Raw genomic sequence first — 20,372 nt, forward strand, 5'->3', positions numbered from 1 at the left:
CTCAGGACCCTCATCATGCTCCCCAGCCTGTTCATCTCCCACGGCTCGCCGATGCTTGCCCTCGAACCCGGCGCCAGTGGCCCGGCCCTGGCCAGGCTGGCCGCCGAACTGCCACGTCCCAAGGCCATCGTGATCGTCTCGGCGCACTGGGAAAGCCAGGGGCTGCTGGTCGGCAGCAGTCCCCGCCCGGAAACCTGGCATGACTTCGGTGGTTTCCCTCGGGAGCTGTTCGCCGTGCAATATCCAGCCCCGGGGCAGCCGGAACTGGCCGCCGAGGTCGCCGGGCTGTTGACGGATGCGGGCTTGCCGGCACGCCTGGACAACACCCGTCCGTTCGACCATGGGGTCTGGGTACCGATGAAACTGATGTATCCCGATGCCGACATCCCCATCGTCCAGGTCTCGCTGCCCAGCCAGATGGGCCCAACCTTGCAGACCCGTATCGGACAGGTCCTGCGTGGCCTGCGTGAACAGGGCATCCTGCTGGTAGGCTCCGGCAGCATCACCCATAACCTCGGCGAGCTGAACTGGCGCGCCGGCCCGGAAGTCATCGAGCCCTGGGCCAAGGCCTTCCGTGACTGGATAGTGGACAAGCTCGCCGCCAATGACGACGCGGCCCTGGACGACTACCGGCGCCAGGCGCCCTACGCCGTGCGCAACCATCCCAGCGACGAACACCTGCTGCCGCTGTACTTCGCCCGTGGGGCGGGCGAGCGGATGGGGATCGTCCACCAGGGTTTCACCCTGGGCGCGCTGGGCATGGACATCTACCGCTTCGACTGAGCGCCCTGATTGCAGGCAAAAAAAATCCCCGAACCAGTCGGGGATTTTTTTATCGATCAATCAACCGGGGTTGATCAATCCTCGCGGTAGCGACGCAGCTTGAGCTGCTTGCCGGCAACGCGGGTGTCCTTGAGCTTGGTCAGCAGGCGGTCCAGACCTTCTTCAGGCAGTTCCACCAGGCTGAAGCTGTCACGCACCTGGATGCGACCAATGGCTTCACGTGCCAGGCCACCTTCGTTGAGGATGGCGCCCAGCAGGTTCTTCGCCGCGATACCATCACGCGCACCCAGCGCGGTACGGCAACGGGCACGGCCTTCAGCCAGCGGCATTGGCGCGCGACGCTCGCGCTCAGGACGATCGCCGGAACGCTCCGGACGCTCGCCACGCGGGGCGCTGTTCGGCACCAGCGGACGCTCTTTCTCGATCGCCGCGAGGTTCAGCGCCTGGCCATTGGTGGCCTTGCGCAGCAGGGCCGCGGCCAAGGCGCGCGGGCTGCAACCGATGTCGGCGGTCAGGCGGTCGAGCAGATCACCGTGAGTCGCTTCGGCCTCGGTCACCAGCGGAGCCAGGCTGTTGGTCAGCTTCTTGATACGCGAGTCGAGAATGGCCTGGGCGTCCGGCAGACGCACTTCAGCCACTTTCTGACCGGTCACACGCTCGATCACCTGCAGCATGCGGCGCTCACGCGGAGTCACCAGCAGCAGCGCACGGCCTTCGCGACCGGCACGACCGGTACGGCCGATACGGTGTACGTAGGACTCCGGGTCGTACGGCATGTCGACGTTGAACACGTGGGTGATACGCGGTACGTCCAGACCACGGGCCGCCACGTCGGTGGCGACGACGATGTCCAGGCGACCGTCCTTGAGCGAGTCGATCACGCGCTCACGCTGGTTCTGGGCAATGTCACCGTTCAGGGCAGCAGCCTTGTAGCCTTTGGCTTCCAGGGCGCTGGCCAGGTCCAGGGTGGCCTGCTTGGTACGCACGAACATGATCAGCGCGTCGAAGTCCTCGACTTCCAGCAGGCTCAGCACGGCCGAGGTCTTCTGGTCGGCGTGAACCAGCAGGTGGGCCTGCTCGATCGCGGTGACGGTCTGGGTCTTGCTCTGGATCTTGACGTGTTTCGGCTCCTTGAGGTGACGCTCGGCGATCGCACGGATCGACTGCGGCAGGGTGGCCGAGAACAGAACGGTCTGACGGCTTTCAGGCATGGCATTGAAGATGACTTCCAGGTCATCCATGAAGCCGAGCTTGAGCATCTCGTCCGCTTCGTCGAGAACCAGGTGGTTCACGGTTGCCAGGACTTTTTCGTCGCGACGCAGGTGGTCGCACAGACGGCCTGGGGTGGCGACAACGATCTGTGCGCCATTACGGATTGCTTTCAACTGCGGGCCCATCGGCGCACCGCCGTAGACGGCCACGACAGTCACGCCAGGCATCTGCTTGGCGTAGGTTTCGAAAGCGGTTGCAACTTGCAGCGCCAACTCACGGGTTGGGGCCAGGATCAGAGCTTGCGGCTCGCGCTTGGACGGATCGATGCGGTGCAGGATAGGCAGGGCGAACGCGGCCGTTTTACCGGTACCGGTTTGTGCCTGACCAATCATGTCGTGACCGGCAAGGATGATCGGGATCGACTGCTGCTGAATAGCCGAAGGCTCTTCGTAGCCGGTGGCGACTACTGCAGCGACGATACTGGGATGAAGTTCAAGAGCGGCGAAGCCGCCGATTTCCTGGGTCATGGGTCTGCCTCTAAGTGCATCCGCAAAGACCCATGCTCCAAAGCTGCGCATGCCGTGTAAGACTCTGAGAGTCACCCTGGCAGCTTTGTCGGCGGGGATTTGCGAAAACGATTGAATGAAAGGATCGTCGAGGATAGTTCGCTTGGCGAACAGCACCCGAAGTTGACTTCGGGGGAATTGCAATACCTAAACGCGGCCCGGCTAAAGGCCGGCGCGCACTATACCGGAACTGATGAAAAAAGGGAGTTTTTTTTATCGGAAAAGGCCAGTTGACGGCCCTCTGTGCCGGGCTTTGCGGATAACCGACCAACGGGTCGCCGGCTATCCGCCTGCCTGGCTGCTTAAACGGTTCACTCGTCGGATCGGTGACGCTGGCCTTCAGGTTGCCGGACGGATGTCCTTGATCAGCGAACGCAGCGAATAACCGAGGCGGGGCGCCAGGGCCTCGGCGCGGGCAATCAGCGCCTGCTCATCCAGCACCTGCTCGAGGTCCGCCGGGATGATCAGGATGACATTGCCTTCCTTCACCGGCAGTTCCCAGTAATGCCGATGGTAGAGGCCGCGCAGCAGGGCCGCGCCGAGCGGCTTGCCGTCGTCGGTGGCCCACTGGTTGATCACCAGCCAGCCACCGGGGTTGAGCTTCTTCTGGCAGTTTTCCAGGAAGGTCCAGGCCAGATGCCCGGCTCCGGGGCCGACATCGGTGTACAGGTCGACGAAGATGAGGTCCGCCGGTTCCGCCGTCTCCAGCAGTTCCAGGGCGTCACCCACCCGGATATATAGCCGGGGGTCGTCGTCCAGCCCCAGGTAGTCGATGGCCAGCCGGGGCACGTCGGGGCGCAGCTCGATGGCCTCGACATCCTCCAGCGGCAGGAACTTCAGGCAGGCCTGGGTCAGCGTGCCAGCACCCAGGCCGAGGAACAGGGCACTCTCCGGGTGTTCGTGGCACAGGGCGCCGATCAGCATCGCACGGGTGTAGTCATACTCCAGCCAGCTGGGATCGGCGGTAAACACGCAGCTCTGCTCGATCGCATCGCCAAATTCGAGGAAGCGGTAGTCTTCCACTTCCAGCACGCGAATCATGCCGAAGGCGTCATGCACTTCAGCCAGCAGACGCTCGACGCGCTCCTCACTCATTTCATCTCCTTGCCGCGACCGGCCACTGCCGTCGCGATGAATCGACCGCTCGGCAACGAGCGGCAAAGCGCGATTGTCGGCCATGCCACCGCAGCAGGTCACGCACTAATTGCTGCTACCATGGGCATCCGACCGTCAATAACTAGAGTGCATGATGAGCCAACCCTGGAGCCCCGACAGCTGGCGCCCCCTGCCGATCCAGCAACAACCGCAGTACCCGGACGCGGCTCATCTGCTGCGTGTCGAGCAGACCCTGGCCAGCTACCCGCCACTGGTGTTCGCCGGCGAGGCCCGCGAACTGCGCCGCCAGTTCGCCGAAGTGACCGAGGGCCGCGCCTTCCTGCTCCAGGGGGGCGACTGCGCGGAAAGCTTCGCGGAGTTTTCGGCAGCCAAGATTCGCGACACCTTCAAGGTACTGTTGCAGATGGCGGTGGTCATGACCTTCGCCGCCGGCTGCCCGGTGGTCAAGGTCGGGCGCATGGCCGGCCAGTTCGCCAAGCCGCGCTCGGCCAACGATGAAACGATCAACGGCGTGACGCTGCCGGCCTATCGTGGCGATATCGTCAACGGCATCGGTTTCGACCAGCAGAGCCGCGCCCCGGATCCGGAACGCCTGCTGCAGTCCTACCACCAGTCGACGGCGACCCTGAACCTCTTGCGCGCCTTCGCCCAGGGCGGTTTTGCCGACCTGCACCAGGTGCACAAGTGGAACCTGGATTTCATCGCCAACTCGGCCCTGGCCGAAAAGTACAGCCAACTGGCCGACCGTATCGATGAAACCCTGGCCTTCATGCGCGCCTGTGGCCTGGACACTGCACCACAACTGCGCGAGACCAGTTTCTTCACCGCCCACGAAGCCCTGTTGCTGAACTACGAGGAAGCCTTCGTTCGCCGCGACAGCCTGACCAACGACTATTACGACTGCTCGGCGCACATGCTCTGGATCGGCGACCGCACTCGCCAGCTGGACGGTGCCCACGTCGAATTCCTGCGCGGGGTGAACAACCCGATCGGGGTCAAGGTCGGCCCGAGCATGAACACCGACGAACTGATCCGGCTGATCGATATCCTCAACCCGGACAACGACCCCGGTCGCCTGAACCTGATCGTGCGCATGGGCGCGAACAAGGTCGGCGAGCACCTGCCACGGCTGATTCGCGCAGTGGAAAGCGAAGGCAAGCGGGTGCTCTGGAGTTCCGACCCGATGCACGGCAACACCATCAAGGCCAGCAGCGGCTACAAGACCCGCGACTTCGCGCAGATCCTCAGCGAGGTGAAGCAGTTCTTCCAGGTGCACCAGGCCGAGGGCAGCTATGCCGGCGGGATTCATATCGAGATGACCGGGCAGAATGTCACCGAGTGCATCGGCGGCGCACGACCGATCACCGAAGATGGCTTGTCGGATCGCTACCACACCCATTGCGACCCGCGGATGAACGCCGACCAGTCGCTGGAACTGGCGTTCCTGATTGCCGAGACGCTGAAGCAGGTACGGCGTTGAGCCAGTAGTTTTTTGCTGGCTGCGCTGGCCTCTTCGCGGATAAACCGGGCGCCGGACCGCCGGCTCCCACAGTTTTGTGGTGCTCACAAATTTCGTCGACCCTGCAGTACCTTGTGGGAGCCGGATTTATCCGCGAAAGGGCCAGCGACCCCACCACAAAACCCACAGACAACCCACGTCTCAGAGCAGCCCGCGCAAGCGCTGCGCACTCTCCCGCAGACAATTGAGCTGGATATCCGCCAGCCCCAGCCAATCGGCCAACTGCCGCAGACTGGCCGCCAATGCCGCCATCCCCGCCTCGTCCAGCCCCTGCTCCTCCTCATGCACCGCGTGCACGGCCAACCGCCCCAACGCCCGCTCCGCCCGCAAGTCGACCCGCGCAGCAATCCGCTCGCCCTGCAGGAACGGCAACACGTAGTAGCCATACACCCGCTTGTGCTGCGGCGTATAGATCTCCAGCCGATAGCGGAAATCGAACAACCGCTCGGTACGGCTGCGCTCCCAGATCAACGAATCGAACGGCGACAACAAGGCGCTGGCCTCGACCTTGCGCGGCACCTTGATCCCGACCGGGCAATACGCCGGCTGGCGCCAGCCCTGCACCTGGCAGACCTCGATCTCGCCCGCCTCCACCAGCTCCGCCAGGCGCGCCCGGCTATCGGCCGGATCGAGTCGATAGTAGTCGCGCAGATCCTTCTCCGTCGCCACCCCCAGCGCCACGGCCGCCTGGCGCAGCAACCCGCGCTGGGCCTCGGGCTCGTCGAGCGACGGCTGGTCGAGCACGGCCCGCGGGATCACCCGCTCCGGCAGGTCGTAGAGCCGTTCGAAACCACGACGCCCGGCCACGGTGACCTCACCGGCGGCGAACAGCCATTCCAGTGCATGCTTCTCGGCGCTCCAGTCCCACCAGGGGCCGGCCTTTTCCTCACGACTCGACAGGCTCCCGGCTCCCAGGGCCCCGCGCGCCTCGACCAGCGCCAGCACCCGGCGAATGGTCGCCTGCTGCTCACGACCGAAGCGTGCCATCTGCTGGTAGATGCCCTCACCGCGTGAAGCGCGCGCCATGCGCCAGCGCATCAGCGGATACAACGACATCGGCAACAGCGAAGCTTCATGCCCCCAGTATTCGAACAACGTGCGACGCCGGCCCTGGCTCCAGGCGGCCTGGTCGAGCAAATCGGCGGAGTAATGGCCCAGGCGGGAAAACAGCGGCAGGTAATGGGAGCGCACCAGTGCGTTGACCGAGTCGATCTGCACCACGCCCAGGCGCTCGATCAATCGATTGAGGTGCTGTGGCTGGATCGCCGCCGTGCTCCGGCGGCCCTGGAATCCCTGGGCCGCCAGCGCCAGGCGACGGGCTTGCTTCAACGAAAACGACAGGTCTGCGGGCATGCACGCCTCCTTGTGAACCCGCAAACTACTCCAGCCGGCAAGGGTTTGTGTAGTACCTGTGCGCCTGCCATCAACGTCCCTTGCCCAACGGATCGCTCCAGAAATGCTGATGGGTTTCCCCGTCGACATCCGCCCGACTGAGCCCGATGTCCTTCAGAGCCTCGTCACTCAACGTGGCCAGCATCCGGCGTTCCCGGGACAACTCGTGCCAGCGCACCAGCCGCTGCCACAGCCCGGACAGCGCAAACCCCGTACGTCCACTTCCATCAACCAGCAGATAACCTTTCTGACCTTTCATCTTCCTGTCCTCCGGTAGGGGATGACTGGAGTCTGTGCCTGGGGCTAAGATCAATCCAACGAATGTTTCTTATGCAACACATCTCGGAGATTGATGAGTTGTCCAGCTACCCGAGCATCGATACCGATATCCTGCGCACCTTTGTCGCAATCGCCGAAGAGGGCGGTTTCACCAAGGCCGGAGAAAAGGTCAATCGCACGCAATCGGCCGTGAGCATGCAGATGAAACGGCTTGAGGAGGACGTGCTGCAGCGCCAGCTGTTCGAACGCGATGGCCGGCAAATGCGCCTGACCGCCGAGGGCCAGGTCCTGCTCGGCTACGCCCGGCGGATCCTGAAACTGCAGAGCGAAGTGTTCAATACCCTGCGCGAGCCGCACATGGTCGGCCTGGTGCGCATCGGCGTGCCCGATGATTACGTGATGCGTTTCCTGCCAGGCATCCTGTCGCGCTTCGCCCAGTCCTACCCGCTGATCCAGATCGAGGTGAACTGCGAATCCTCGACGCAACTGCTGCTGCGCCAGGACCTGGACCTGACCATCGTCACCCGCAAGCCGGGCGACGAGATCGGCCAGTTGCTGCGCCAGGAGCGCCTGGTCTGGGCCGAGGCGCAGAACGCGGCGATCCATGAACAGAACCCGCTGCCGCTGGCCATGGACGGCATGGCCTGCTTCTGCACGCAATGGGCCTGCAATGCCCTCGATGCCCGTGGCCGCGACTACCGCCTGGCCTACAACTGTCCAAGCCTGTCGACGATCATGGCGGTGGTCAATGTCGGCCTGGCGATGACTGCCCAGCTGGAAAGCCTGGTGCCCCAGGACTGGCGCATTCTCGGCGAAGCCGAAGGCCTGCCGCAGTTGCCGCTGCTCAACATCATGCTGGTGCGCAACGCGAACAAGCCCTCGCCGATCACCGAGTGCCTGGCCGAACACATCGTCGACGGCTTCAAGCCTTGAAGCCGAGCAGCACCGCACCGATCACCAGGTAGATGCAGAACAGCGCGCGCAACATCCTTTCCGGCAGGGCATAGGCCATTTTCACCCCCCAACTGATGCTCAGCAGGCCGCCGATGGCCATGGGAATGCCCATGCGCCAGTCGACTTCGTGGTGCACGGCATAGGTCACCAGGGTCACGCTGGTGCTGGGCAGCGCCAGGGCCAGCGACAACCCCTGGGCCACCACCTGCGACGTTCCGAAAACGATGGTCAGGAACGGCGTCGCCACCACGGCCCCACCGACGCCGAACAAGCCGCCCATGGCCCCGGAGCCTGCGCCCAGCACTCCCAGCCACGGCCAGGGGTGGCGCATCTGCGCCGAAACCGCGGACGGTGCCATGAAGGAGCGGACCAGATAGAACAGCGCCAGGGCCAGCAGGAAACCGACGAAGCACAGGCGCATGCTGCGCGGATCCAGCCCGACGGCCCACAGGGCGCCGAACCAGGCAAAACAGAAGCTCGTCACCACCAGGGGCAACGCGTGTTTCAACTGGATGCGGTTGCGCTGGTGGTAGCGATACAGGGCCAGCACCACGTTCGGCACCACCATGACCAGGGCCGTGCCCTGGGCCATCTGCTGGTCCAGGCCGAACAGGATACCCAGCACCGGAATGGCGATCAGGCCACCGCCAATCCCGAACAGGCCGCCCACGGCGCCCATGGTCACGCCCAACACCAGGTACTCGATCAACTCAATCACGACACTCTCCCCACTTGATGGACCTCATGCTACGCAGTCGGCTCTGGCAGGGAAACGCACAACAACGCACAATGGCTATGCCAACTACGCACAAGCAAAGTACATGAACCCTACCAGTCTCACGGATCAACTCGGCCTGTTCCTGGACGTCCTGGAAGCCGGCAGCTTCTCGGCCGCCTCCCGGCGCCACCCGCTGACACCTTCGGCGGTGGCGCGGCGGATCGATAGCCTGGAAGCCTCGGTCGGCTCACGCCTGTTCATTCGCAGCACGCATGCGGTACGAGCCACCCCGGCCGGGCTGGCGTTCGCCGAACGGGCCCGGCGGATCGTCGCCGAACTGCGCCTGGCCCGGGCCGAGGCAGTGTCGCTGAGCAACGCCCCGGAAGGCCTGATCCGCATCGACGCCCCCGCCGCCTTCGGCCGCCGTCACCTGGCCCCGGCCATCGCCGACTTCCTGGTCGACTACCCGGGGCTCGATGTGCAGTTGCACCTGATCGACAGCTTCGTCGACATGCAGGGCTCCAACCTGGGCAAGGTCGACCTGGTCCTGCGCGCCGGGCAGATGGCCGATACGCGCCTGGTCGCCACGCCCCTGGCCAGCATCGTGCGTATCGCCTGCGCCAGCCCGGCCTACCTCAAGGCTCGCGGCACGCCCCTGCGCCCCGCTGAACTGGTCAGGCATGACGGCCTCGACTGGGATGCCCTGGCACCGCCCATGGCCTGGCGCTTCGAACAGGACGGACAGATGCAATTGCATCGTCCGTCGCGGATCAGAATGACCTCCAACAACGCCGAGGCCCTGCTCTCCGGCGCGCTGAGCGGCCTGGGCGTGGCCCACCTGCCGACCTGGCTGAGCAGCGAGTACCTGCTGCGCGGAGAACTGCTCCCGCTGTTCTGCGACAACGGCCTGCCGGCGCCGGAAACGTCCGGCGTCTATGCCCTGCGCCTGGAGCAGCCGGCCAACTCCCGCAGCCGCCTGCTGCTGGAGTTTCTCAAGAGCCGATTCAGCCCGGTCCCACCCTGGGACCTGGCCCTGCAAAGCGGGCTCGGCCGGCATTAGCAGGGAAAATTCCCTGGCGCATTAAAGATTCGCCCGCTAGATTCAACAGACGTGACACACAAGGCTCCAGTGATGAACAGCACTACCGACAACTGCGACGACCTGCTCCTGGACAATCAGGTGTGCTTTGCCCTGCACTCCACCTCATTGTTGATGACCAAGGTCTACAAACCCCTGCTGCAGGCGTTGAACCTGACTTATCCACAGTACCTGGCGATGATCGTGCTGTGGGAACAGGACCGCCTGACCGTCGGCGAGATCAGCAACAGGCTGCTGACCGATCCCGGTTCGCTGACCCCGCTGCTCAAGCGGCTCGAAGCCGAAGGACTGCTGAGCCGTACCCGCAGCAAGGAAGACGAGCGCGTGGTCATCATCGAACTGACCGATGCCGGCCGTGCCCTACGCGACAAGGCCCGGGGCATTCCGCAATGCATCCTGGCCGCCGGTGGTGGCTCCATGGAGCGCCTGAAGGCCCTGCAGGCCGAACTGCTCGCCTTGCGCGGGCATCTGCAGGACAGTCTCTAGCCCCTCTTCCCCCGGTGGCGAGTACAACTCGCCACCGCCTGGCAGCTGCGCGAACACAGCACCCGCATACAAGCCGCAAGCCCCTATTCCCGCGACAATCCCACCCGCAATACACCCGCTTTCGCACAAGCGAAAAAATCGGCGAGTGATTTTTTTGAAAATTTATCTTGCGCGCAAAATATTTGCGCAGTACATTTAAACCGTACTCAGTTAGCGCGCAAACATTTAGCGCAAATCACACATCTGAAATGACGAGGTCAACCATGAAAGCTCTCTATACCGCAGTTGCAACCGCTACCGGTGGCCGTGATGGCCGCGCGATCTCCAGCGACAACATCCTCGACGTGAAACTCGCAACGCCCAAGGAACTTGGCGGTGCCGGTGGTGCAGCCACCAACCCTGAGCAACTGTTCGCTGCCGGCTACTCGGCCTGCTTCATCGGTGCCCTGAAATTCGTCGCCAGCCAGAGCAAGCGGCAGATCCCTGCTGACGCCTCGATCACCGCCCATGTCGGCATCGGTCAGATCCCTGGCGGTTTCGGCCTGGACATCGACCTGCACATCAGCCTGCCGGGCCTGGAACAGGCTGACGCACAGAGCCTGGTCGATGCAGCCCACCAGGTCTGCCCGTACTCCAACGCGACCCGCGGCAACGTCGACGTTCGCCTGCACGTCACCGTCTAACCGAGCCGTAGAAACCAAGGAGCCGTACATGAACACTTTCAGCAAGGTCCTGACCGGTACTCTGCTCGCGCTGTCCGTCCAGGGTGCATTCGCCGCCGACAATGCCGGCATCGAGCACAACACCCAGGCGTTTCTCGATGCACTGAATGCCGGTACCGGCAAGCCGATGGAGCAGATGACGCCAACCGAGGCACGTGCCGTGCTGTCCGGCGCGCAGTCAGGCGTGAAACTGACCCTGCCACGCACCGACATCAGCCAGAAGACCATCCAGGTCGACGGCCAGCCGCTACAACTGACCATCGTCCGGCCAGCCGGGGTCAAGGGCACCTTGCCCGTGTTCATGTACTTCCACGGTGGCGGTTGGGTGCTGGGGGACTTCCCCACCCACGAGCGGTTGGTACGCGACCTGGTGGTCGGCTCCGGTGCGGCGGCAGTGTTCGTCAACTACACGCCGTCCCCCGAAGCCCACTACCCGACGGCGATCAACCAGGCCTATGCCGCGACGAAATGGGTCGCCGAGCATGGCAAGGAAATCGGCGTCGACGGCAAGCGCCTGGCCGTGGCCGGCAACAGCGTCGGCGGCAACATGGCGGCCGTGGTCAGCCTGATGGCCAAGGACAAGGGCACCCCGGCGCTCAAGTTCCAACTGCTGCTGTGGCCGGTGACCGACGCCAACTTCGAAACGGCGTCGTACAACCAGTACGCCGAGGGGCACTTCCTCAGCAAGAACATGATGAAGTGGTTCTGGGACAACTACACCACCGATGCCGCGCAGCGCAACGAGATCTACGCCTCGCCGCTGCGGGCCACGACGGCACAGCTCAAGGGCCTGCCGCCGGCACTGATCCAGACCGCCGGGGCCGATGTGTTGCGCGACGAAGGTGAGGCCTACGGCCGCAAGCTGGATGAAGCCGGCGTACCGGTGACCAGCGTACGCTACAACGGCATGATCCACGACTTCGGCCTGCTCAACGTGGTCAGCCAGGTGCCGGAAGTCCGCTCGGCCCTGTTGCAGGCGTCCGAAGAGCTGAAGCAGCACCTGAAGTAATCCAGGTCCTGCAAGGAGGCATAAAAAAACCCGGATAATTCCGGGTTTTTTCATGTGACATCGAGCAATTACTTCTTGCTGCGACCCTTGAAGGAGTTGTCACGGGTATCGATATCGATCCACTCGTCGATTTCGATGAAGTCGGCAACCTGAACTTCAGTACCGTTCTTCAGCTTGGCAGGCTTCATGACCTTGCCGGAAGTGTCGCCACGAGCAGCGTTCTCGGTGTAGACAACCTGACGGCTGATGGTGGTCGGCAGTTCTACGGAGACCAGGCGGCCTTCGAAGAAAACGGCTTCGCAGACGTCTTCCATGCCTTCTTCGACGAACGGCAGAACGGACTCGATGTCCTCGGCGTTCAGCTCGTACATGGTGTAGTCAGTGGTATCCATGAACGTGTAGGAGTCACCGCTGATGAAGGACAGGGTGGCTTCCTTGCGATCCAGGATCACGTCGTCCAGCTTGTCGTCCGCACCGTAGACGGTTTCGGTCTTGTAACCGGTCAGCAGGTTCTTCAGCTTGGTCTTCATGATCGCGCTGTTACGACCAGACTTGGTGAACTCGGTTTTCTGGACCAGCCAAGGATCGTTGTCGATACGCAGCACGGTACCGGGTTTCAGTTCTTTACCAGTTTTCATTGCGAATATCCGAATTTGGATGGGATGTACAAAAATCTAGGCCGCATATCATATCGAACTTTGCTGAAACTGTACCAGCGCTGTCGACAGATCGACCTGTGAGCCCAGTTCCCGGCACCAGCGCTCGGCATGCTCGTTCAGTTCCGACTCATGGCGCAACAGCGCGGACCAGGCCTGCCCCATGTCGCCCGCGGTGTTCCAGGCCCGCCACCAACCGTTGAACGCCTCCCGTGCGGGCGCCGAGAGCCCCCGGGTGTAGAGCACGAGAAACGCCTCCAGCTTGTCCAGATGGACGTCCTCTTCCTGCCGATAGATATGCCAGAGCAGCGGCCGGCCGGCCCATTGCGCACGGATGAACGAGTCTTCGCCACGGATGGCGTTGAAGTCGCAGCTCCACAGCAGACGGTCGTAGTCCTGCTGGGGGACGAACGGCAGCACCTGCACCGCCAGCGCCCCGCGCACCTGGCTGTCGCCGACTTCCAGGGCCGCCACCCCCAGCCAGTCGCGCACATCCGCCAACACCCGGCCCTCGGGCACCAGCAGCCGGGTCGGCCGGGTATCGGCCGCCAGGGCATCGAGCCAACCCGCCACGGCCGGGTTCTCGTAGGCGAACAGCGAAATCAGCCGCTCACCGTCCGTCGGCTCGACCCCCAGGCCGCGCAGGAAGTCCCGCCGTGCCAGCCGATCGGCCTGAAAGGCCCGACGCTGCTCCAGCAGGCCGGCTTCGCGCAGCAGGCCCCCGGTACCGGGGACAAACCCCGGAAAAAAGAAGAACTTCTGTACCTGCTTGTACTTGAGCGACGGCAGGCGGTGACAGCCGACAATCCAGTCTTCGGCACTCAGGTAGTCCAGGTTGAGCCACAACGGGACGCGCTCGCGCTCGGCCATCGCCTCCAGGTATGGCGCCGGCAGTTGGCAGGCAAACGCCGCGATCACCACATCCGCGGCGTCCACCGGCTGCCAGTCGCCCGACCAGTGGCGCACTTCGACGCCCTGTTGGACCTGCTGCGTGCAATCGATAGCGAGTTCCGGGCACAGCCGCTCGAACGAGCGCAGATCGTCGACCCACAGGCGCACCGTCAACCCATGCTCCGCCACCAGCTGCCGGGCGAGACGCCAGGTCACGCCGATATCGCCGTAGTTATCGACGACGGTGCAGAAAATATCCCAGTTGGCCGGCATGCAAGGGCTCCGATTGGCAAAGGCATCGATTGTCCGCGCAAATCCATCTGCGCAGAAGGGCCCACGTCGATTAATCTTCATGGGACAATTGCATCCTGCACCGACCCAACCGCCAGGAGGCCGCCATGCCTTATCGCCCACAACCGCCACGTCGCCTGTATGTCACGCTCAACCCATTGCAACTGACCGGCTGCATCGCCCTGGGCATCTGGCTCGGCTTCGTGGCACTGGCCCTCACTGCCTGGCTGCTGGCACGGGTGTTCGTGGCCCAGCCGCTGGCGCCCCTGGCCGATGCCGCCCGGCAGTTGAGCCAACCCAAGGCGGCCACCACACCGGCCGCCCCTGCCGCGCCGCAGGCGCCGGGCGACTCGACGCAGATGTTCGAGCAGTACAAGGAAAACCTGCGCAAGAACGAGGAACAGCAGCGCCTGGAGCAGGCCCGCAACAGCTACCGCAACCTGTCCAACCCCAAGTGCCAGTTCTGGCTTCAGCAGGACCAGACCGCTCCCAGCGACAAGAGCCGGGCCAACGTCCTGCAGTTCTGCAATTGAACGGGCTGGATAGCGTGGACAAGCAGGCGATCCACCAGCGGATCATCGACACCCTGGCGGCCGATCTCGACGTCCTGCAGCGAGCGGCGCAAACCGCCTACGAAGCGGCGACGCACGAAGAGAACGTCGCCGAGAACAAGTACGACACCCTCGGCCTGGAAGCGTCCTACCTGGCGACCGGGCAGGCGCGGCGCACCGAGGAAATCCGCCAGGCCCTCAAGCGCTGTCGGGAACTGCCCCTGCGACCCTATGACGAACAGCTCGGCATCCAGCTCGGCGCCCTGCTGACCCTAGAAGCCGGCAACGGCAGCGAACAGTGGCTGTTCCTGGCTCCGGACGCGGCCGGCCTGAAAGTGGATTGGGAGGGGCGACCGGTCACCGTGATCAGCCCGCGCTCACCCCTGGGCCAGGCGCTGCTGGGCAAGGTCGACGGTGACGAGGTGCAGATCGCCGTGGCCGGCGTCCGGCAAAACTACTGGGTAACCTGCGTCAGTTGAGCCCGGGCCTTACTTGGCCGCGGCCATCAACCGATTGACCTCACTGCGCACCATGCTGGTGTATTCCGGCGGCGACAGGGTATCGAGTTCGGCACGGACCCATTCCGCCCACTTGCCCTTGCGCTTGGCTCGCTCGCCGAACAAGCGCGCGGCCTCGCCCTTGGCCTTGCCCAGGTTGCTCTGCCAGAGCTCGAACAGGCGCGACTTCTCATCCTCGATGGCGGCCCGCTCGGCCAGGGACTTGTTAGCCAGATTGAAGCTCATTGGAAAATCCTGCGGTGCAAATAGAGCTGTATCTTACACTGTCGCTAGGCAACATCCGACCGTGGATTTTCGGTCGCCCCATGGGTGGCGGGAAAAAATTGCAACTTTCCCCACTCGGCTCGACTCCCATGATTCAGAGCCTCATTCACTTGCAAAGGAATAACGCCATGGCACGTAAGTCCGCCGTACAAGCCGCCGAAGACCAGATCAAGGACCAGGCCTTCAGCGAGTTGCAGGCCCTGATCCAGGAATCGGAAAAACTGCTCAAGGACAGCGCCACGCTGGTCGGCGAGGAAGGCGAGAGCCTGCGCGCCCAGGTCAGCCAGAAACTCAAGCAGGCCCTGGATTCGGTCACGCACGTGCGCGACAGCACCCGGCCGGTGGTCGAGGCGACTGAAACCTACATCGGCGGACACCCCTGGCAGACCGTGGCGATCTCCGCCGGTTTCGGCCTGGTGGTTGGTCTGCTGCTGGGCCGCCGCTCCTGACCGCCACCCTCCTCCCCGCTGCCGAGCTGGCCTAGTGACCGGCCAGCTCGCGCAACTGCCTCAGCTCATCGCTCGACAGTGGTATGCCGTTGACCAACGAATCGGCACGCTGCCGATGCCGGCGGTCACCCGGTAGTCGTTGCAGGCCAACGCCCTGCATCTGAGTGACCAGGCTCTGGCTACGCTCGGCGAAGTCCCGTCCGGCCGAGCGGGCCGGATCGATGACGATGATCAGTTGCCCGGTCCAGGGCGTCTTGGCGCCCGGATGCTGCGACCAATCGAACTCGAAGGAAAAGTTGCCACCGGTCAGTGCAGCCGCCAGCAGCTCGACCATCATCGACAGTGCCGAACCCTTGTGGCCGCCGAACGGCAGTAGCGCCCCGCCGTCCAGGATGGCCTTCGGGTCGCAGGTCGGCCGTCCCTCGCGATCCACGCCACCCCCCGCTGGCAAATGCTCGCCCTTGCGCGCGGCGATCTGCACGTCGCCATGGGCCATGGCGCTGGTGGCGAGGTCGAACACGATCGGGTCGGCCCCGGCCCGTGGCGCAGCGAAGGCAATCGGGTTGGTGCCGAACAACGGCCGTTCAGCGCCATGGGGCACCACGCAGGTCATCGAGTTGACCACGCTCAGCGCCACCAGCCCTTCATAGGCAAAAGGCTCGACATCCGGCCACAGCGCCGCGAAATGATGGGAGTTGCGAATGGCCAGCACCGCGATCCCGGCACTGCGGACTTTCTCCAGCAATAGCTCACGGGCCGCAGCCAGGGCCGGCTGGGCGAAACCATTGGCGGCATCGACCCGCACGAAACCCGGGGCGACATCCTCGACCACCGGCACCGCACGGCCATCGACCCAGCCACTGGCCAGGGTCGAGACATAGCCCGGTATGCGAAACACGCCATGGCTGTGGGCACCATCACGCTCGGCACCGGCGCAATTCTCGGCCAGTACCTGCGCCACCTCTGGCGAAGTGCCGTGGCGCTGGAAAACCTGCTGCAGGAGCACAACCAGATCAGCATGGGAAATGTATTGAGTAGCCGTATCGCGAGGTGCAGACATCCGAGACTCCGATTCCGATTGGTTTTATTGGAAGAACGAGAGAAAGCGGTAGCAGGGGCAGGCGTCGGCACTATCGAACGGCCTGCGGGAAGCTGTCAAATCGCCGAAAAACAAGTGTACACACGACTGTAACCATAAGTGTCACATCAGTGTGCACACTTGACCGCCACGCACCATAAAGTGACAGAACACTCACTGACGACGACAGCGGTATTTCGGCCAAGTCGTTCATCCACGACGAAATAGCTGTTCGAACGGTCAACTTATATTTCTTTCATTTCATATATTTAGTTAACAAAGATAAAAAAACGAAATTAACAGGGCATTTTATAGATCGAAAACTGGCACAGAACTGGCTTAGCTCGACAGTGAACTTGTATACAACTTCATAAAAACCTACATACAAAAAGCTCACCGAGCATCGCCTCGCCACCCCGCGGAGCCTCAGCCCGGAGCCAGGAGCCAGCCGGAATGCCTACCAGTCTCTCGTCACACGCCGCACTGGATCTTCCCGTCTCACCGCTCGACCCGAACAGCGTCGCCCTCAGCCCGCGCCTGCACAACCCGGACCTGGCGCCGACCAAGGTCGAAGGTCGGCGCTGGGGTGGCTACAGCATCTTCGCCCTGTGGACCAATGATGTGCACAACATCGCCAACTACTCCTTTGCCATCGGCCTCTACGGAATGGGGCTGGGCGGCTGGCAGATCCTGCTGTCGCTGGGCATAGGTGCGGCACTGGTGTACTTCTTCATGAATCTGTCAGGCTTCATGGGCCAGAAGACCGGCGTCCCCTTCCCGGTGATCAGCCGCATCAGCTTCGGCATCCATGGCGCACAGTTGCCGGCGCTGATCCGCGCCGTGATCGCGATTGCCTGGTTCGGCATCCAGACCTACCTGGCCTCCGTGGTCTTCCGGGTGCTGCTGACCGCCATCCACCCCGGCTTCGCCGACTATGACCACAACTCGATTCTCGGCCTGTCGACACTCGGCTGGGTGTGCTTCGTGATCATCTGGTTCGTGCAACTGGTGATCCTCGCCTACGGCATGGAGACGGTCCGCCGCTACGAAGGCTTCGCCGGACCGGTGATCCTGTTCACCGTGGCGGCCCTGGCCGCGTGGATGTACACCCAGGCCGGCGCCACTATCGCCTGGTCGATCCGCGAACCGCTGACCGGTGGCGAGATGTGGCGCAACATCTTTGCCGGCGCGGCCCTGTGGCTGTCGATCTACGGCACGCTGATTCTCAACTTCTGCGATTTCGCCCGTTCCTCGCCCAGTCGACGGACCATCCTGGTCGGCAATTTCTGGGGCCTACCGGTGAACATCCTGATGTTCGCCAGCATCACCGTGCTGCTCTGTGGCGCCCAGTTCCAGATCAACGGCCAGGTGATCCAGAGCCCGACCGACATCATCGCCTCGATCCCCAACACCTTCTTCCTGGTGCTTGGCTGCCTGGCATTCCTGATCGTCACCGTGGCGGTGAACATCATGGCCAACTTCGTCGCCCCGGCCTTCGTTCTCAGCAACCTGGCACCGCGCCTGCTGACCTTCCGTCGCGCCGGACTGATCAGCGCCGCGATCGCCGTGCTGATCCTGCCGTGGAACCTCTACAACAGCCCGCTGGTGATCGTCTATTTCCTCTCCGGGCTGGGCGCCCTGCTGGGCCCGCTGTACGGCGTGATCATGGTCGACTACTGGTTGCTGCGCAAAGGCCGCATCGATGTCCCCGCGCTCTACAGCGAAGACCCGAACGGTCCCTACTACTACCACGGCGGCATCAACCTGCGGGCGGTGGCGGCGTTCATTCCGGCCGCGCTGATCGCCATCGTGCTGGCCCTGGTACCGGGCTTCGCCAGTGTCTCGCCGTTCTCCTGGATGTTCGGCGCCGGCATCGCCGGCCTGCTCTACCTGCTCATCGCCAAGCGCGAAGCCCATTACACCGACGTCAGCGGCGCCGCGATCGCCGTCGACAACCCCAGTCACTGAATACTGAAATCTGCCGGCCCGCCTGACGCGGGCCGGCCAACCTGCCGAACAAGGATTGCCCCATGCGGATTCTGATCGTCAACGTCAACACCACCGCCTCCATCACCGAGGCGATCGCCCGCCAGGCCCAGGCCGTCGCTTCGCCGGGTACCGAAATCGTCGGCCTGACGCCGTATTTCGGTGCCGACTCGGTGGAGGGCAACTTCGAAAGCTACCTGGCCGCCATCGCCGTGATGGATCGGGTCCTGGCCTATGACCAGCCCTATGACGCGGTGATCCAGGCCGGCTACGGCGAGCACGGCCGCGAAGGACTGCAGGAACTGCTCGACGTACCGGTGGTGGACATCACCGAAGCCGGTGCCAGCACTGCGATGTTCCTCGGTCATGCCTATTCGGTGGTCACCACCCTCGACCGCACCGTGCCGCTGATCGAGGACCGGCTGAAACTGGCCGGGCTCTACCAGCGCTGTGCCTCGGTACGCGCCAGCGGCCTGGCCGTGCTGGAACTCGAGGAGGATCCGCAACGGGCGGTGGATGCCATCGTCCAGCAGGCCGAACGGGCCGTGCGGGACGACAAGGCCGAGGTGATCTGCCTGGGCTGCGGCGGCATGGCCGGCCTCGACGAACAGATCCGCCAGCGCACCGGGGTTCCCGTGGTCGACGGCGTGACCGCTGCCGTGACCATTGCCGAATCGCTGGTGCGCCTGGGACTGTCGACCTCCAAGGTGCGCACCTACGCCAAGCCACGGCCGAAGCAGATCATCGGCTGGCCGGGACATCTGCGCCGCTGAGTTCCCGCAACGGCGGGTGTACTCAGGAGGACGGGCGAGCATCGAACCGCCGGGCCAGTTGCTGCTCGGCAAAACACTCGATGATGAAGTCGACGAAAGCTCGGGTCTTGCCCGGCAGCAGCTTGTGCTCGGCGTAGTAGATCGAGATATGGCCATCATCCACATGCCATTCCGGCAGCACCCGCTGCAAGGTCCCCGCCTGCAGCCAGGGCACGGCGAACGGCATGCTCACCAGGGCCACTCCCAGGCCCTGGGCCGCCACCGCGCAGGCCGCCTCCGAATCACTCATGGTCATGCACGCCGGCAGGCTCAGCGGCTGCTGCTCGCCTTCAGGCCCCGTCAACTGCCAGGAACGCACACGACCGGTCTGCGGTGAACGGATCAGGATGCCAGTGCAACGCCGCAGATCATCCGGCACCCGTACAGGCGCCTGCCCCTCCAGGTGATCCGGGGAAGCCACCAGCACCCGATGGGCCACCGTCAGCTTGCGCGCCACCACTCCCAGAGGCAGCTCGAAACCGCCACCAATCGCCGCATCGAAGCCCTGGCCGATCAGGTCCACCTGGCGGTTATCGAAATGCCAGTCCGGACGGATCTCCGGGAAGCGCCGCAGGAACTCCCTGAGCAGCGGCACGATGTACAGGCGTCCGAACACCGTCCCCATGCTGACCTTGAGCGTTCCCGCCGGGCGCCCCTTGGCACTGGCGAGGTTGGCCACGGCATTCTGGATGCTGTGCAGGCTGGTACCGACTTCGGCCAGGAACAACTGCCCGGCCTCGGTCAAGGTCAAGCGCCGGGTGCTACGCTGGAACAGCCGCACGCCCAGTCGGGCTTCGAGCTTGGCAACGCTCTTGCCCACTGCCGCCGGCGTCAGGCCCAGACGTCGCGCCGCCTCGGCAAAGCTGCCGACCTCGGCACTACGGACAAAACATTCGATACTGCCGAGGCTCTCCATGATCACCACTATAAACTTTTGGTTTACACAGACTGTAGCAATTACCGTCTACACGGTCATCAATTCACGGTCGATACTGGCTCCCAACAGCAAGGCCCCCTCCCT

General features: G+C 63.7%; 22 protein-coding genes. 12 read left to right on the forward strand and 10 right to left on the reverse strand.

Translation table 11 applies throughout. From position 1 onward, the window contains the following. Window positions 1-15: 15 nt before the first annotated feature. A complete protein-coding gene (locus HU752_RS24035) occupies window positions 16-783 on the forward strand; it encodes a DODA-type extradiol aromatic ring-opening family dioxygenase (protein WP_186681368.1) in 768 nt (255 codons plus the stop codon). Window positions 784-857: 74 nt separating this feature from the next. Here the strand turns inward: HU752_RS24035 and HU752_RS24040 are convergent, their stop codons facing one another. Both HU752_RS24040 and HU752_RS24045 read right to left on the reverse strand, forming a co-directional pair. After that, window positions 858-2,522 (reverse strand): DEAD/DEAH box helicase, encoded by a 1,665-nt coding sequence (locus HU752_RS24040; protein WP_186681369.1) that lies wholly within the window; start codon window positions 2,520-2,522, stop codon window positions 858-860. Window positions 2,523-2,900: 378 nt separating this feature from the next. After that, window positions 2,901-3,656 (reverse strand): spermidine synthase, encoded by a 756-nt coding sequence (locus tag HU752_RS24045; protein ID WP_186681371.1) that lies wholly within the window; start codon window positions 3,654-3,656, stop codon window positions 2,901-2,903. A gap of 154 nt (window positions 3,657-3,810) precedes the next feature. Between HU752_RS24045 and HU752_RS24050 the strand changes: the two genes are divergently transcribed. After that, window positions 3,811-5,157 carry a class II 3-deoxy-7-phosphoheptulonate synthase gene (locus tag HU752_RS24050; protein ID WP_186681373.1) on the forward strand — a complete coding sequence of 449 codons (1,347 nt, stop codon included), beginning with the start codon at window positions 3,811-3,813 and terminating at the stop codon, window positions 5,155-5,157. Between the two features lie 180 nt (window positions 5,158-5,337). Here HU752_RS24050 and HU752_RS24055 read toward each other — a convergent pair whose 3' ends face one another. After that, the gene (locus tag HU752_RS24055; RefSeq protein ID WP_186681375.1) at window positions 5,338-6,549 is read right to left on the reverse strand and encodes a winged helix-turn-helix domain-containing protein; all 1,212 of its coding nucleotides are present in this window, start codon (window positions 6,547-6,549) and stop codon (window positions 5,338-5,340) included. A 70-nt stretch (window positions 6,550-6,619) separates the two neighbouring features. After that, entirely contained in the window at window positions 6,620-6,847 is a 228-nt protein-coding gene (locus tag HU752_RS24060; RefSeq protein WP_186681376.1) for a DUF1127 domain-containing protein, read from the reverse strand. Window positions 6,848-6,945: 98 nt separating this feature from the next. Between HU752_RS24060 and HU752_RS24065 the strand changes: the two genes are divergently transcribed. Continuing rightward, a complete protein-coding gene (locus HU752_RS24065; protein ID WP_186681578.1) occupies window positions 6,946-7,800 on the forward strand; it encodes a LysR family transcriptional regulator in 855 nt (284 codons plus the stop codon). Here HU752_RS24065 and HU752_RS24070 read toward each other — a convergent pair. Beyond that, entirely contained in the window at window positions 7,790-8,539 is a 750-nt protein-coding gene (locus HU752_RS24070) for a sulfite exporter TauE/SafE family protein (protein ID WP_186681378.1), read from the reverse strand. The genes HU752_RS24065 and HU752_RS24070 overlap by 11 nt on opposite strands. A gap of 103 nt (window positions 8,540-8,642) precedes the next feature. Here HU752_RS24070 and HU752_RS24075 point away from each other — a divergent pair, with 103 nt between their 5' ends. The 4 genes from HU752_RS24075 to HU752_RS24090 all read left to right on the forward strand — a co-directional run bounded on the left by HU752_RS24075 (window position 8,643) and on the right by HU752_RS24090 (window position 11,855). Next, the gene (locus HU752_RS24075) at window positions 8,643-9,599 is read left to right on the forward strand and encodes a LysR family transcriptional regulator (protein WP_186681380.1); all 957 of its coding nucleotides are present in this window, start codon (window positions 8,643-8,645) and stop codon (window positions 9,597-9,599) included. Between the two features lie 72 nt (window positions 9,600-9,671). Further along, window positions 9,672-10,124, forward strand: a complete 453-nt coding sequence (locus HU752_RS24080; protein WP_186681382.1) for a MarR family winged helix-turn-helix transcriptional regulator — start codon at window positions 9,672-9,674, stop codon at window positions 10,122-10,124. 263 nt (window positions 10,125-10,387) lie between these two features. After that, window positions 10,388-10,807 carry an organic hydroperoxide resistance protein gene (locus HU752_RS24085; RefSeq protein WP_054059751.1) on the forward strand — a complete coding sequence of 140 codons (420 nt, stop codon included), beginning with the start codon at window positions 10,388-10,390 and terminating at the stop codon, window positions 10,805-10,807. Between the two features lie 28 nt (window positions 10,808-10,835). Next, complete coding sequence (locus tag HU752_RS24090; RefSeq protein ID WP_186681384.1) at window positions 10,836-11,855, forward strand: alpha/beta hydrolase; 1,020 nt, start codon at window positions 10,836-10,838, stop codon at window positions 11,853-11,855. 68 nt (window positions 11,856-11,923) lie between these two features. On the opposite strand, the gene efp is transcribed toward HU752_RS24090, so the two are convergent. Then, on the reverse strand, window positions 11,924-12,493 hold the full coding sequence (gene efp / locus HU752_RS24095; protein WP_186681386.1) for an elongation factor P: 570 nt from the start codon (window positions 12,491-12,493) through the stop codon (window positions 11,924-11,926). Window positions 12,494-12,541: 48 nt separating this feature from the next. Then, window positions 12,542-13,675: an elongation factor P maturation arginine rhamnosyltransferase EarP gene (gene earP, locus HU752_RS24100; protein ID WP_186681388.1), complete on the reverse strand. Its 1,134-nt coding sequence runs from the start codon at window positions 13,673-13,675 to the stop codon at window positions 12,542-12,544. A gap of 125 nt (window positions 13,676-13,800) precedes the next feature. Here earP and HU752_RS24105 point away from each other — a divergent pair, with 125 nt between their 5' ends. After that, window positions 13,801-14,226: a hypothetical protein gene (locus HU752_RS24105; protein ID WP_186681390.1), complete on the forward strand. Its 426-nt coding sequence runs from the start codon at window positions 13,801-13,803 to the stop codon at window positions 14,224-14,226. Between the two features lie 14 nt (window positions 14,227-14,240). Beyond that, window positions 14,241-14,723: a GreA/GreB family elongation factor gene (locus tag HU752_RS24110; RefSeq protein ID WP_186681580.1), complete on the forward strand. Its 483-nt coding sequence runs from the start codon at window positions 14,241-14,243 to the stop codon at window positions 14,721-14,723. A gap of 9 nt (window positions 14,724-14,732) precedes the next feature. On the opposite strand, the gene HU752_RS24115 is transcribed toward HU752_RS24110, so the two are convergent. Continuing rightward, window positions 14,733-14,987 (reverse strand): hypothetical protein, encoded by a 255-nt coding sequence (locus HU752_RS24115; protein WP_010447072.1) that lies wholly within the window; start codon window positions 14,985-14,987, stop codon window positions 14,733-14,735. Between the two features lie 167 nt (window positions 14,988-15,154). Between HU752_RS24115 and HU752_RS24120 the strand changes: the two genes are divergently transcribed. Next, on the forward strand, window positions 15,155-15,475 hold the full coding sequence (locus HU752_RS24120; RefSeq protein ID WP_186681391.1) for an ElaB/YgaM/YqjD family protein: 321 nt from the start codon (window positions 15,155-15,157) through the stop codon (window positions 15,473-15,475). 31 nt (window positions 15,476-15,506) lie between these two features. On the opposite strand, the gene HU752_RS24125 is transcribed toward HU752_RS24120, so the two are convergent. Continuing rightward, on the reverse strand, window positions 15,507-16,535 hold the full coding sequence (locus HU752_RS24125; protein WP_186681393.1) for an Ldh family oxidoreductase: 1,029 nt from the start codon (window positions 16,533-16,535) through the stop codon (window positions 15,507-15,509). A gap of 471 nt (window positions 16,536-17,006) precedes the next feature. Here HU752_RS24125 and HU752_RS24130 point away from each other — a divergent pair, with 471 nt between their 5' ends. Together HU752_RS24130 and HU752_RS24135 are read left to right on the forward strand one after the other, a co-directional pair. Next, on the forward strand, window positions 17,007-18,521 hold the full coding sequence (locus HU752_RS24130; RefSeq protein WP_186681394.1) for an NCS1 family nucleobase:cation symporter-1: 1,515 nt from the start codon (window positions 17,007-17,009) through the stop codon (window positions 18,519-18,521). A 62-nt stretch (window positions 18,522-18,583) separates the two neighbouring features. Next, window positions 18,584-19,312 (forward strand): aspartate/glutamate racemase family protein, encoded by a 729-nt coding sequence (locus HU752_RS24135; RefSeq protein WP_186681396.1) that lies wholly within the window; start codon window positions 18,584-18,586, stop codon window positions 19,310-19,312. 22 nt (window positions 19,313-19,334) lie between these two features. Here the strand turns inward: HU752_RS24135 and HU752_RS24140 are convergent, their stop codons facing one another. Beyond that, complete coding sequence (locus HU752_RS24140) at window positions 19,335-20,267, reverse strand: LysR family transcriptional regulator (RefSeq protein WP_186681398.1); 933 nt, start codon at window positions 20,265-20,267, stop codon at window positions 19,335-19,337. Window positions 20,268-20,372: the final 105 nt, after the last annotated feature.

It is taken from the genome of Pseudomonas vanderleydeniana (assembly GCF_014268755.2).
GTDB classification, from domain to species: Bacteria; Pseudomonadota; Gammaproteobacteria; order Pseudomonadales; family Pseudomonadaceae; genus Aquipseudomonas; species Aquipseudomonas vanderleydeniana.